Genomic DNA, 12,911 nt, shown 5'->3' with positions numbered 1-12,911 from the left:
CTTATAAACGAAAACAAGCCGCGCATTCCTTCCGGAAGCACGGCCTTACGACTACAACTCTGTCTGTCAATTGAGGGCTGTGGCCCTCAACAGATTAGTACAGACGAGTACGGCGTGCGTTTTCGCGAGCCAGTTTCTTCGCGTGACGTTTCACAGCGGAAGCTTTAGCGCGCTTACGTTCGGTCGTTGGTTTTTCATAAAACTCACGACGACGAACTTCAGCCAGAACACCTGCTTTCTCGCATGAACGTTTGAAGCGACGCAGTGCTACGTCGAACGGCTCGTTTTCACGTACTTTAATTACCGGCATGTAACTCTCACCTTTAATAAATTCGGTTTGCCGCTGGCATCAACGCCAGCTTATTTCAAAATGGTGCGGAATTTTACTGCAAATGCTGCTGCTTTGTAAAGCACCGATGCGATTTTGAAAGGGACTTTAATAAGGGTGAGGAGTATACACGAGGCTTCTTCCTGGGGCGAACAAAGTTTTACAACAATCCGCCCAGGCTCTACACTGCGCGGTATTGAAACGAGGTAAAACAAGTCATGCGTGTACTGGGTATTGAAACATCCTGCGATGAAACCGGCATCGCGATTTACGACGACGAAAAAGGGCTTCTGGCCAACCAGCTGTATAGTCAGGTGAAATTGCACGCTGATTACGGCGGCGTCGTGCCTGAACTGGCCTCTCGTGACCACGTGCGTAAAACGGTTCCCCTGATTCAGGCGGCGCTTAAAGAGGCCGGGTTGAGTGCAAAAGATATTGATGCCGTGGCCTATACCGCAGGGCCGGGCCTGGTCGGCGCGCTGCTGGTCGGCGCAACGGTAGGGCGTTCGCTGGCCTTCGCGTGGGATGTTCCGGCCATTCCGGTTCACCATATGGAAGGGCATCTTCTGGCGCCGATGCTGGAAGACAATCCGCCAGAGTTCCCGTTTGTGGCGCTCCTGGTTTCCGGTGGGCATACCCAGCTGATTAGCGTAACGGGCATTGGCAAGTACGCGCTGCTGGGCGAGTCGATCGACGATGCTGCCGGTGAAGCCTTCGACAAAACCGCCAAGCTGCTGGGGCTGGATTACCCGGGCGGCCCGATGCTGTCGAAAATGGCGTCGCAGGGAACGGAAGGGCGCTTTGTCTTCCCGCGCCCGATGACCGACCGTCCGGGGCTGGATTTCAGCTTCTCTGGCCTGAAAACTTTCGCGGCCAATACTATCCGCAATAATGACGACAGTGAGCAGACCCGTGCCGATATCGCCCGTGCGTTCGAAGACGCGGTGGTGGATACGCTGATGATCAAGTGCAAGCGCGCGCTGGATCAGACCGGCTTTAAGCGTCTGGTGATGGCCGGTGGCGTCAGCGCTAACCGCACGCTGCGCGCGAAGCTTGCCGAAATGATGCAAAAGCGTCGCGGGGAAGTGTTCTACGCGCGTCCTGAATTTTGCACCGATAACGGGGCGATGATCGCCTACGCCGGGATGGTGCGTCTGAACGCCGGCGCAACGGCTGACCTGAGCGTGTCTGTGCGTCCGCGCTGGCCGCTGGCGGAACTGCCTGAGGCGTGAGTTTCTTTGCCCGGTGGCGCTGCGCTTACCGGGCCTACAAGATCCACGTGTGCTAACGTGCAATAAACCACCCTACACCCGCAACATTCCTTTCTCTTCCAGAAACGCAATAATCGTCGCTAAACCGTCACCCGCTTTCAGGTTGGTAAACGTCCACGGACGCTCGCCGCGCATGCGATTAGTGTCGCGTTCCATTACCTCCAGCGACGCACCGACGTACGGCGCAAGGTCGGTTTTGTTGATCACCAGAAAATCGGATTTGGTGATCCCCGGCCCGCCCTTGCGCGGGATTTTTTCCCCTTCGGCCACGTCGATGACGTAGATGGTGAGGTCCGCCAGCTCCGGGCTGAAGGTCGCGCTCAGGTTATCCCCGCCGCTTTCCACGAAGATCAGATCCAGGTTGCCGAACTTCTCGCTCAACGCTTCCACCGCCGCCAGGTTCATTGAGGCATCTTCGCGGATGGCGGTATGCGGGCAGCCGCCCGTTTCCACGCCCACGATGCGCTCTGGCTCCAGCGCACCCGCCTCGGTCAGGATGCGCTGATCCTCTTTGGTGTAGATATCGTTGGTCACCACCGCCAGGTGATAGGTGTCGCGCATCGCCTTGCAGAGCGCTTCCAGCAGGGCGGTTTTGCCCGACCCTACCGGGCCGCCCACGCCCACGCGCAGGGGATGTTTGTAATCAGCCATGTTGACTCCTCAGGAACGGAATAGTCGTGAATATTGGGTTTCATGGCGCGCGGAGGCGATGGCCGACAGCGGCGTAGCGGCCCCCAGCGCGTCGTCGCCACGTAAAAATGCCTGTTCAAACCCGGCGGCAAAATGGTCGCTCAGGTCGATAATCAGCTGTTGTGCTGCCTGCTGCCCAAACGGCACCAGCTTGACGCCCGCCATCACCGCGCTCTCAATCCAGCTGTAGCCGAGGCTCAGCGCCAGCTCGCGCGCGCTAATGCCCCAGCGCACGCCGAGCCACGCCATGCCGCCGAGCTGGCTTCGCATCAACAGCGGCAGCCATTCTGGCGGGCAGGCGGGTTCCCAGCTTTTAATCAGGCGCGTAAAGGCCGCCCCACGGTTGCGTTCTTCATCGCGCAGCTCGCGCGTTTCCCGACAGGCGAGCAGGTATGCCGTCCAGCGTTTTGCTGTCGCGACGTCCTGCTTCTCGCAGGCACGATACAGGCGGATAAACAGCGGCAGGTCGACACAGAAAAAGCTCTGCTCCATCTGCTGGATCTGCCAGCGCCTGAAGGCCTCAGCGTCCGTGACCCACCCGGCCTCAACGGCCCACTCCAGCCCCTGCGACCAGGTAAACGATCCGACCGGCAGGCTACTGCTGGAGAGCTGCATCAGGCGCAGCCGCTGGCGGGCGTGCTCCATCAGCTCATCAGCGCCAGCAGGGCGGAGACGATCAGCCCGCCGCCGAAGGTTTTACGCAGGCCGTCGTGACGGCGCAGCAGCAGCCCTGCCGCGAAGCTGGCACACAGCACCGTGGCGCTGGCTAACATAAACCCGCTGGTGAAGAGCCAGAAGCTGTGGCCGGACATCTCCACGCCGTGCGCCCAGCCGTGGAACATCGCCAGGGCTGGTACCGCCAGCAGCAGGCGATTTTCGGTCTTAAACATCATCACGCCGCAGAGCGCCAGCGAGGCGATAATCAGCATCTCCATGCCGCTAAAGCCGCCGAGCAGGCTGCCCGCAACGGCACCAGCAAGCATCATGCCGAGCGTCGCTAACGGCAACAGCAGCTTGCGGCCGCTCAGGGCGGAGAGCACGCCAGCCCCCGTCAGCATCAGCAGGTGATCCAGCCCGGTCAGCGGATGGAGAAATCCTGCCTGGAAGCTGTCGGTCCCGTGGCCGGGATGGGCAAGCGCCGGAACGGAAAAAGCCAGCAGTAACAGCGGTAAGTACTTGCGCATGATGAGTCCTTAATGTGAATGAGCGTGAGAGTGGCTATGGCTGTGGGCATCGCTGGTGTAAGCGCCCGCTTCCGGTTCAAATGGCAGGCTGGCGAAGGTCACCTCCAGCCCGAACTGACGCAGCATATCGTCGAGGACGTGGTCGTGGTGGTAGCGCAGTTCGCCAGGCATTATTTGCAGCGGTACGTGACGATTGCCCAGGTGATAACAGGCGCGGGCGAGCAGGAACGGGTCGGCGCAGCGCACCACGGAAACCGACTCCGGGGCGGCGATCACTTCGATCACCTCGCTGCCATCGTCGGTAGTCAGCAGGTCGCCCCCGCGCAGCAGCAGGCCGCGCGGCAGCATTAGCCCGGCTTCGCGGCCGTCGTTCAGCGCCACGCGGGCGCGGCTTTTTACCCTCACATCAATCGGTAGCGTGACGCTGGCGGTAATCGGATGCGCATGGTCCAGGCGTTGGGTTAAATAGATCATCATGACTCCTCAAAACAGAAAATAGCGTTGCGCCATCGGCAAAACCTCTGCCGGTTCGCTGGTGATCAATTCGCCGTCGACGCGTACCTCATAGGTTTGCGCGTCAACGGTGATATTCGGCTGTAAATCGTTGTGGATCATGTCGGCCTTTTTCACCGACCGGCAGCCTCTCACCACCGCGGTGGCGCTTTGCAGTCCGAGCCGTTGCGGAATGCCGCTGGCATCAGCAGCCTGAGAGACAAACGTCAGCCGCGTGGCGTGGCGTGCGGCACCAAGGGCACCAAACATCGGGCGGTAATGTACCGGCTGCGGCGTGGGGATCGAGGCGTTGATGTCGCCCATCGGCGCGCAGGCGATCATCCCGCCTTTGACGATGGTGGCGGGTTTGACGCCAAAGAAGGCGGGGGACCAGACCACCAGATCCGCCAGCTTGCCCGCCTCAATAGAACCGACCTCATGGGCGATGCCGTGGGTCAGCGCCGGGTTGATGGTGTATTTGGCGACATAGCGCTTCACGCGGAAGTTATCGTTATCGCCGGTCTCTTCCGGCAGTGCGCCGCGCTGCACCTTCATGCGGTGCGCCACCTGCCAGGTGCGGATAATCACTTCCCCCACGCGGCCCATTGCCTGTGAATCTGACGAGGTGAGCGAGAACGCGCCGATATCGTGCAGCACGTCTTCGGCGGCGATGGTCTCCCGGCGAATGCGGGATTCGGCAAACGCCACGTCCTCGGCGATATCCGGGTCGAGGTGATGGCAAACCATCAGCATGTCCAGGTGCTCGTCGATGGTGTTGACCGTGTAGGGCAGCGTCGGGTTGGTGGAGGAGGGCAGAATATTCGGGTGCGCGCAGGCGGTGATGATATCCGGCGCATGGCCGCCGCCCGCCCCTTCGGTGTGGAAGGTGTGGATGGTGCGCCCGGCGATGGCGGCCAGCGTGTCTTCGACAAAACCGGACTCGTTCAGCGTGTCGCTGTGCAGCGCCACCTGAATATCCATCTCTTCAGCGACCTCCAGCGAACAGTTGATGGCCGCAGGCGTCGCGCCCCAGTCTTCGTGGATCTTAAGCCCGATGGCACCTGCCGCGATCTGCTCGCGCAGCGCGTCCGGGTTGGAGCCGTTCCCTTTACCCAGCAGGCCAATATTCACCGGTAGCGTATCGGCTGCCTGCAACATGCGGGCGATATACCACGGCCCCGGTGTGCAGGTGGTGGCGTTTGTGCCTGCCGCAGGCCCGGTGCCGCCGCCGATCATGGTGGTGACGCCAGACACCAGCGCCTCTTCCGCCTGCTGCGGACAGATCCAGTGGATGTGGGTGTCGATCCCGCCGGCGGTGACAATCCTCCCTTCGGCGGCGATCACCTCCGTTGCCGCGCCAATCGGGATCGTCACGCCGGGCTGAATGTCCGGGTTTCCGGCTTTGCCGATGGCGAAGATCCGCCCATCTTTTACGCCGATATCCGCTTTCACGATCCCCCAGTGATCGACGATTAGCGCGTTGGTGAGCACCAGATCCACGCAGTCGTCGGCGGTCATCTGCCCCTGTCCCATACCGTCGCGGATCACTTTTCCGCCGCCGAATTTAACCTCTTCGCCGTAGATCGTGAGATCGTCTTCCACTTCGATCCACAGCTCGCTGTCGGCCAGCCGCACTTTATCCCCGGTAGTGGGGCCGAACATATCGGCATACGCCTGGCGTGAAATCTCAGCCATGTTTCACCTCGCCCATGACCTCGCCGCGAAAGCCGAAAATGCGCTGTGCGCCCGTCACCTGCACCAGCGTCACTTCCCGCTTCTGGCCGGGCTCGAAGCGCACGGCAGTGCCGGCCGGGATGTTCAGCCGGTAACCTCGGGTGGCTTCGCGATCGAACTTCAGCGCCGGGTTGACCTCGTAAAAGTGGTAGTGCGATCCGACCTGGATCGGCCTGTCGCCGTGGTTTTCCACGATCACACTTCGGGTTTCGCGCCCGACGTTGAGAGCAATGTTTCCGGACTGGATCCGGTATTCGCCTGGGATCATCACGCGCTCCTTACACGATCGGGTTGTGGACGGTGACGAGCTTGGATCCGTCCGGAAAGGTGGCTTCCACCTGGATATCCGGGATCATCTCCGGCACGCCTTCCATCACCTGATCGCGCGTCAGGACGTGGCGGCCGGCTTCCATCAGCGAGGCGACGGTTTCGCCATCGCGCGCGCCTTCCATAATAAAGGCGCTGATCAGCGCGACCGATTCCGGGTAGTTGAGCTTTACCCCGCGCGCGAGGCGGCGTTCGGCAACCAGCGCGGCGGTGAACAGCAACAGCTTGTCTTTTTCTCTGGGAGTCAGTTCCATAGCGTTTCTCTTATGTCTGCCAGATGCGCGGCGAACAGGCGGTTTTGGGAGTTAAAAGCGGGCGAAGCGACTGCCAGATATCGCGCATCACCCGCTGACAAATCAGGTTGTCGTGGGAGAGAAAACGCACCGACAGCAGATCGTCGGTGAGCGTCGCCCCGCCAACGTTTTCCAGCGGGGCGAGAAGCGCACGCACCGCGTCGAGAAGTGCTTCCCGGGCCGGATAGAACAGCAGCGTGCCGACCCACGGATGGTCCGCGACGGGCGTCAGATCGCCACCGCTGAGATGCAGTCGCTCAATCAGACGCGGCTCGCCATCCACCCACACCTCAAGGCGGTTCTCCAGCGTGCCGTGGCTGAAGGTTTCGTTTATCACCGGACGGCCCAGACAGTACAGCTCCCACGCCAGCAGCGTGCTGGTGGCGTGCAGGTGAAAGACGGAACGCAGCGCGGCGTTAGCGCCGGGGAAAATAATGGTGTCCTGCGGCAGCCACTCCAGCGTGGCCTCTTCGTCGAGGTAAAAATGCTGACTGAGGCAGGCCAGCGGGCCGTTGCTGCGATAGAACTTACTGGCGCCGGGCATGGTGATGAGGGCATGGCTTTTGGCGTCGAGCCGCACGGAAATATCCAGCGTATCTCCGCCCACAATTCCGCCTGGCGGGTGCAGCAGGTAAAGGTGGCAGGTTTCCCCTTCGGGATAAAACGGACGCTGAACGGTGAGCGGCCCGCTGTGACGCGCGGAATGGAGGAGGGTTTTCTCAGGGGTATGACAAAACTGGAGGGCAAGCGAGGCCTGCCAGCCTTTGTATGAATTATCAGTGACCTGAGTTGCTAACATGGTGCTTCCATTTCCACACTATCGGGGTACGTTTCAGTATGCCCTGGCGGAAATGAAGGCTGTCATATGAGTCGCTTATGGATAAAAAAACGGCTCATGTGAGCCGGTTTCAGTAATGTAGGCCGGGTAAGCGCAGCGCCACCCGGCAAGAAAGGCTACCGATAATCCTCTGCATCCACATCATACCCCGACGGCTCCCAGCGGATCGCCAGCAGCGACGCCAGACCGATAAACGGCGCCAGCGCAATCACCCAGAACACGGCGGTATCCAGCGAGGCGACCAGCAGCGGGAACAGAAACAGTGACAGCGTTGAACTGCTGCGCATCAGCGTCTGGTTAAGCCCCACGCCCACGCCGCGCAGCGAGGTCGGGTAGCTCAGGGAGGCAAACGTCATGGTATGCGCACCTGGACCAAAACCCTGACCAAACAGGAACAGCGCCAGCATCGCGACGGCGAACACGCCTTCCGTGGCCCCGTCAGGCCGGCCAATCAACGCCAGGCCGAGCAGTGCCGCAAGCTGGCACGCATAACCCGCCAGAGACATCCGCCATGCGCCGAAGCGCGGAACATAGCGCACCGCCAGCAGCCCGCCGACAAAGGCGAACAGCAGGTTAAGCGCCAGCGAGATCAGAATGGTGGTCAGCATCGACTGCACAAAGAAGCTGGAGATGATCACCGGCAGGCCAAAGGCTACGGCGTTATAGGCGAACGAGGAGACCACTGACAGCAGCGTGGCGAGCGTGGTACGCCGCAGATAGATACCGCGGAACAGGTTCAGGTAGTTCGACCATTTTGCCTTGTTCACGACAGGCGCGGGCTGGTCGAGCGCATCCTGCGGTACGTGGGCATTAATATTGTAAGACTGCCGCAGGATGGACGCCGCCTCCTTCAGATTGCCCTGATTCGCCGCCCAGACCGGGGATTCGCTCATATAGCGGCTGCGGATGGCGATAATCACCAGCGCGGGCACCGCGCCAAAGCCAAGGATCAGACGCCAGAGCCAGTCGCTGTGGCTTTCCGGCAGCACGGCGTAAAAGAAGAGCACCAGAAGATAAGAGATGCTGATGGCCGCGTACCAGGTGGGGCACCACATTGCGACGCTGGAGGCTTTATTCCCCGGGCCTTTCAGCCTGGCGAACTCGCTGAGAAACGCCATCGCGACGGGAAGGTCGATCCCAACGCCAAGACCCATCACAAAGCGCGCGCCCGCAAGCACATATTCGTTCGGGGCCAGCGCACAGGCGATAGCGGCAACGACAAAGAACACCATGTCGGCCATAAAGACGCGGTAGCGCCCGATTTTATCCGTAAGATAGCCGCCGAGCAGCGCCCCGACAATCGCGCCAAAGGTAATCGCCGAGGCCACCATGCCGGTACCGGCGGGCGTCAGGTTAAATTCGCGGGTGATGTCTTTGATGCCGAATGCCAGCGCGCCGAGATCGTAGGCATCGAGGAAAATTCCCCCGAGCGCGATACCGACCACGATGCGGGCATTGGCCCGGCCCTGAGAGCCGTCATTAACGAGACGTGAAACGTCCGATGCGCTACGTACCCACTTGATGTCGCCATCCGGGGTATTTCCTGCCGTTGGAAGGGGAGTTGAATCTGTGATTTCTGCCATTTTCTTTTTGTGTGGTTGTGTTGTGTCTCTAACAGTTACCACAGGCAGAAGGTGACAAAAATCACATTTGGTTATAAGGCATAACGAACGGTTTACTGAGCGTCTTTCTTTTTACGCCTGAGCTTCGTCCAGATCTTCGTTTCCTTACGCCGCCACAGGCGCTGAATGTTGTCGTGGTGGCGCAACAGGATCAGACACGAGAGCATCGACACCGGGAAGGTAAACTGCGGTTTAAACCACCAGACATAAAACGGGGCGATCAGTGCGCTGACGATGGCGCCCAGCGACGAATAACCGCTCAGCAGGATGGTCAGCAGCCAGGTGCCCGCCATCACGCCGGTGAGATCCCAGCCGATCGGCGCAATCGCGCCAAACGCGGTGGCAACGCCTTTACCGCCTTTAAAACCAAAGAAAACGGGCCAGATGTGGCCGACGCAGGCGGCGATGGCAATCAGCCCCAGCCAGAAGGGTGTGACGCCGAGCGCATACGCGCCCCAGACGGGAAGCATTCCTTTCAGAACATCAAAAATCAAAACCGCTACGGCTGCTCCCTTGCCGCCAATTCGTAGTACATTGGTCGCCCCCGGATTCCCGGAACCACTTTCACGCGGGTCAGGCAACCCGGCGATGCGGCAGACCAGAATGGCGCTGGAGATTGAGCCGCAAAGGTAGGCGAGGATAATCATTCCAGGCGCGATTGCACTCATAACGCTGTTCCGTTTTGAAAATGTATCTGTATTCTCAGCATCTGTGGATAATACGCATAATTCGCCGGAAGTGGTATCCGGTTTAGCCAAAAAGCAGGCAGGTCGTGATGGATATTGTATTTATAGAGCAACTTTCGGTAATCACCACAATTGGTGTTTACGACTGGGAACAGACCATCGAGCAGAAACTGGTGTTCGATATCGAAATGGGCTGGGACAACCGCAAGTCAGCAAAAAGCGATGATGTGAATGACTGTCTGAGCTACGCCGACATCAGTGAAACGGTCATCGCCCATGTTGAAGGGCAACGTTTTGCGCTGGTAGAACGCGTGGCGGAAGAGGTAGCAGACCTGCTGCTGAGCAAATTTAACTCCCCATGGGTGCGCATTAAGCTAAGCAAGCCGGGAGCGGTGGCGCGCGCCGCCAATGTGGGCGTGATTATCGAGCGTGGCACAAATCTGAAAGGAAAGATTTAACGTCATAATAGCTAAACCATTTTAGGTTATATCGGTCTTAAAGCTGTATCTTTCACGGTTGTCCGCGTGGGACACCGTTTTTTTATATCTTTTTAGGGGTTTATAGATGAGCGATATGCACTCGCTGCTGGTGGCGGCAATACTGGGTGTGGTCGAAGGATTGACGGAGTTTTTGCCGGTGTCCAGTACGGGCCATATGATTATCGTTGGCCATCTCCTGGGCTTTGAAGGCGATACCGCAAAGACGTTTGAGGTGGTGATCCAGCTGGGCTCTATCCTGGCGGTGGTCGTGATGTTCTGGCGTCGTCTGTTTGGTCTGATCGGTATCCACTTCGGGCGTTTGCCGCAGCGTGAAGGAGAGGGCAAAGGGCGCCTGACGCTGATTCATATTCTGCTCGGGATGATCCCGGCGGTGGTGCTGGGGCTGGTGTTCCACGACACCATTAAATCGCTCTTCAACCCGATTAACGTGATGTACGCGCTGGTTGTCGGCGGCTTCCTGCTGATTGCCGCCGAAGTGCTGAAGCCAAAAACCCCGCGTGCGGAAGGTCTGGACGATATGACGTATCGCCAGGCGTTTATGATTGGCTGCTTCCAGTGTCTGGCGCTGTGGCCGGGCTTCTCCCGTTCAGGGGCAACCATTTCCGGCGGGATGCTGATGGGCGTGAGCCGTTACGCGGCGTCTGAGTTCTCGTTCCTGCTGGCGGTGCCGATGATGATGGGCGCCACCGCGCTGGATCTCTACAAAAGCATCGGCTTCCTGACCGTGGGCGACATTCCGATGTTCGCCGTGGGCTTTATCACCGCCTTTATTGTGGCGTTGATCGCCATCAAAACCTTCCTGCAACTGATTAAGCGTATTTCGTTTATTCCGTTCGCGATCTACCGCTTTATCGTCGCGGCTGCCGTGTACGTGGTCTTCTTCTGATGACCGACCGCCCTCAGTCTTTCGGCTGAGGGCAACGTTTTTCCTTCCACGCTGCAACCGCATCAATCCGCCGCTTCGTCAGCTCTTCGCGGATCGCCGGGCCTTTAAATCCTGCCTCCACCACCTCTTTCGTTGGCACCGCTTTCGCCACGTCCCACGCCTCACGCAGCAAACGTCCCTGCGGATAATCGGACGCTTCAAACCCGGTGCGGCCGCGCACGTCGGCTTCGCTGGTCAGCGCAATTTGCTCCACGCGCTGCGGTTTGCGCCAGGCGTCGATGTTATCAAACAGCCTGACGATGGTGGCGGGTTTCAGGATCGGGAAGGTGTGGATCAGGTCGTGAAACTCGGCGACCAGTTTTGCCAGATCGCGAATGTCATTCGGCACGCGCAGGCGCTGACAAAGCCCTTCAACCAGCTTCACGCCAGCCGGACCGTGCCCGTGATGGCGTGGCCACAACGCCTTTGGCGTTAACCCCTTGCCGAGGTCATGGCAGAGGGTAGAAAAGCGCACGTCCACCTCCGGGCTGAGCATGGCGGCCATGCTCAGCGTCATCAGGGTGTGAATGCCGGTATCAATTTCCGGGTGCCATTTCGCCGGGGCGGGCACGCCAAACAGCGCATCTATTTCCGGGAACAGCACTTTCAGCGCCCCGCAGTCGCGCAGAACCTGGAAAAAGACCTGCGGATTACGGGTAGTCAGGGCGTTTTCGGTCTCTTTCCAGACGCGTTCTGGCGTCAGGTGTTCCAGCTCGCCCGCGTCGGTCATGGCCGTCATCAGCGCCATCGTCTCGTCGGCGATGCGGAAGCTGAGATGGGCATAACGGGCGGCAAAACGCGCCACGCGCAGTACGCGTAATGGATCTTCAGAAAAGGCGGGGGAGATATGGCGTAAAAGACGGTCACGCAGATCGTTCTGGCCGCCGTAGACATCGATAATATGGCCGTTTTCGTCCTGCGCCAGGGCATTAATGGTGAGATCGCGGCGCAGTAAGTCCTGCTCCAGCGTCACATCCGGCGCGGCATAGCAGGTGAAGCCGGTATAACCGGAACCGGATTTCCGTTCGGTACGCGCCAGGGCGTACTCTTCCCGGCTTTTCGGATGGAGGAACACAGGAAAATCGCGGCCTACCTGCTGGTAGCCCGCGTCAATCATCGCTTCGGGCGTGGCACCGACCACGACCCAGTCTTTATCTTTGACCGGCAGACCTAATAACGCATCACGTACCGCACCACCGACCAGATAACTCTTCACGCCAACACTCCCGTTTTCTCTTTTCGCAAGATGATACGTAAGTGTGGCAGAGAAGACGAGTTAGTTCATCCAGCGGTCTTTACGTTTACGGCTTGGGATAAGGTGAGGAAGCACCAGACCCAGCACCAGACCGACGCCCAGCACCCCGCCGCCATACATAAACCACTGCATGATGATGGTGCGTTGTTTGTCATCCAGCTGTAGATTCGCGGCGTTCACTTTCTTCTGCGCGACGATGAGCTCATTTTTCAGCTTCTGATTTTCGTCTTTCAGACCGGCGATCACGCTGTCGCTTTGCGCCACTTTCTGCTGCATCTCTGCGGTGCGCTGGTTCCAGGTGCCGTCAATGTTGTTCAGCTTATCGGTCAGGGTTTTCACCTGATTTTCCAGATCCGGCACGCGGGTGCGCAGGCTTGGCACCGTGCTCAGCTCTTTCAGCGGGATCCATGAGGTGCGGCCAGAGCTGTCACGAACCTGACCGTAATTGGTGTCTGCATTGGTTTGCAGCAGAGTCACTTCCTCGCCGGCATTTACCGTACCCACGAGGCGATAATTGTCTCCAGGGCCGCTGCGTACCCAGGTATTCAGTTCATCAGAAACGTAACGTTTCTCTTCAGCGTGGACCGCGGTTGCGGCGCTAAAAGCGAGTAAAGTAAGTCCAATCAGGCGTAATTTAAGCATATCAGTCGTTATTTTCATAAAAAGTGGAACGATAGTAGTGGTATCAGTGTCGCTACGCAAAGGATTCATCATCAATCGGAATCATCTGTGTCATGATTTCCACCGCTTTAAACTTTTACGCCCG

The 12,911-nt window shown here is 59.1% G+C and carries 16 protein-coding genes; 3 read left to right on the top strand and 13 right to left on the bottom strand.

Annotation, left to right across the window (positions count from 1 at the left end; translation table 11 throughout):
• Window positions 1-94: 94 nt before the first annotated feature.
• The gene (gene rpsU / locus ACOTY5_RS12160) at window positions 95-310 is read right to left on the bottom strand and encodes a 30S ribosomal protein S21 (RefSeq protein WP_001144069.1); all 216 of its coding nucleotides are present in this window, start codon (window positions 308-310) and stop codon (window positions 95-97) included.
• A gap of 236 nt (window positions 311-546) precedes the next feature.
• Here rpsU and tsaD point away from each other — a divergent pair, with 236 nt between their 5' ends.
• Entirely contained in the window at window positions 547-1,560 is a 1,014-nt protein-coding gene (tsaD, locus tag ACOTY5_RS12155) for a tRNA (adenosine(37)-N6)-threonylcarbamoyltransferase complex transferase subunit TsaD (RefSeq protein ID WP_015571911.1), read from the top strand.
• A 72-nt stretch (window positions 1,561-1,632) separates the two neighbouring features.
• Here the strand turns inward: tsaD and ureG are convergent, their stop codons facing one another.
• The 10 genes from ureG to plsY all read right to left on the bottom strand — a co-directional run bounded on the left by ureG (window position 1,633) and on the right by plsY (window position 9,447).
• A complete protein-coding gene (gene ureG, locus ACOTY5_RS12150) occupies window positions 1,633-2,250 on the bottom strand; it encodes an urease accessory protein UreG (protein ID WP_014071813.1) in 618 nt (205 codons plus the stop codon).
• A 9-nt stretch (window positions 2,251-2,259) separates the two neighbouring features.
• Entirely contained in the window at window positions 2,260-2,934 is a 675-nt protein-coding gene (locus ACOTY5_RS12145; RefSeq protein WP_017692647.1) for an urease accessory protein UreF, read from the bottom strand.
• Complete coding sequence (locus tag ACOTY5_RS12140) at window positions 2,934-3,473, bottom strand: HupE/UreJ family protein (RefSeq protein ID WP_023295464.1); 540 nt, start codon at window positions 3,471-3,473, stop codon at window positions 2,934-2,936. The genes ACOTY5_RS12145 and ACOTY5_RS12140 overlap by 1 nt, the downstream gene beginning before the upstream one ends.
• A 9-nt stretch (window positions 3,474-3,482) precedes the next feature.
• Window positions 3,483-3,947 carry an urease accessory protein UreE gene (gene ureE / locus ACOTY5_RS12135; protein WP_017384028.1) on the bottom strand — a complete coding sequence of 155 codons (465 nt, stop codon included), beginning with the start codon at window positions 3,945-3,947 and terminating at the stop codon, window positions 3,483-3,485.
• Between the two features lie 9 nt (window positions 3,948-3,956).
• Window positions 3,957-5,660, bottom strand: coding sequence for an urease subunit alpha (gene ureC, locus ACOTY5_RS12130; protein ID WP_015571907.1), 1,704 nt, complete (start codon window positions 5,658-5,660; stop codon window positions 3,957-3,959).
• Window positions 5,653-5,967, bottom strand: coding sequence for an urease subunit beta (locus tag ACOTY5_RS12125; protein ID WP_015571906.1), 315 nt, complete (start codon window positions 5,965-5,967; stop codon window positions 5,653-5,655). Before ACOTY5_RS12125 ends, ureC begins: the two co-directional genes overlap by 8 nt.
• A 10-nt stretch (window positions 5,968-5,977) precedes the next feature.
• On the bottom strand, window positions 5,978-6,280 hold the full coding sequence (locus ACOTY5_RS12120; protein ID WP_003862556.1) for an urease subunit gamma: 303 nt from the start codon (window positions 6,278-6,280) through the stop codon (window positions 5,978-5,980).
• Window positions 6,281-6,290: 10 nt separating this feature from the next.
• Window positions 6,291-7,118, bottom strand: a complete 828-nt coding sequence (locus ACOTY5_RS12115) for an urease accessory protein UreD (protein ID WP_032619000.1) — start codon at window positions 7,116-7,118, stop codon at window positions 6,291-6,293.
• Window positions 7,119-7,273: 155 nt separating this feature from the next.
• The gene (locus tag ACOTY5_RS12110) at window positions 7,274-8,740 is read right to left on the bottom strand and encodes an MFS transporter (RefSeq protein ID WP_032619001.1); all 1,467 of its coding nucleotides are present in this window, start codon (window positions 8,738-8,740) and stop codon (window positions 7,274-7,276) included.
• Between the two features lie 92 nt (window positions 8,741-8,832).
• Entirely contained in the window at window positions 8,833-9,447 is a 615-nt protein-coding gene (gene plsY, locus ACOTY5_RS12105; RefSeq protein ID WP_017384031.1) for a glycerol-3-phosphate 1-O-acyltransferase PlsY, read from the bottom strand.
• A gap of 107 nt (window positions 9,448-9,554) precedes the next feature.
• On the opposite strand from plsY, the gene folB reads away from it, so the two are divergent.
• Both folB and bacA read left to right on the top strand, forming a co-directional pair.
• On the top strand, window positions 9,555-9,923 hold the full coding sequence (folB, locus tag ACOTY5_RS12100; protein ID WP_015571902.1) for a bifunctional dihydroneopterin aldolase/7,8-dihydroneopterin epimerase: 369 nt from the start codon (window positions 9,555-9,557) through the stop codon (window positions 9,921-9,923).
• Window positions 9,924-10,029: 106 nt separating this feature from the next.
• A complete protein-coding gene (gene bacA, locus ACOTY5_RS12095) occupies window positions 10,030-10,851 on the top strand; it encodes an undecaprenyl-diphosphate phosphatase (protein ID WP_003862545.1) in 822 nt (273 codons plus the stop codon).
• A gap of 13 nt (window positions 10,852-10,864) precedes the next feature.
• On the opposite strand, the gene ACOTY5_RS12090 is transcribed toward bacA, so the two are convergent.
• Both ACOTY5_RS12090 and ACOTY5_RS12085 read right to left on the bottom strand, forming a co-directional pair.
• A complete protein-coding gene (locus tag ACOTY5_RS12090; RefSeq protein ID WP_045141807.1) occupies window positions 10,865-12,106 on the bottom strand; it encodes a multifunctional CCA addition/repair protein in 1,242 nt (413 codons plus the stop codon).
• Between the two features lie 60 nt (window positions 12,107-12,166).
• Entirely contained in the window at window positions 12,167-12,787 is a 621-nt protein-coding gene (locus ACOTY5_RS12085; RefSeq protein ID WP_001303390.1) for a TIGR04211 family SH3 domain-containing protein, read from the bottom strand.
• Window positions 12,788-12,911 lie beyond the last annotated feature (124 nt).

The organism is Enterobacter cloacae complex sp. SHL018 (genome assembly GCF_049237905.1).
GTDB classification, from domain to species: Bacteria; Pseudomonadota; Gammaproteobacteria; order Enterobacterales; family Enterobacteriaceae; genus Enterobacter; species Enterobacter hormaechei_C.
Note: the sequence above shows the minus strand (reverse complement) of the source record. Positions and strands in the feature narration are given on the sequence as shown.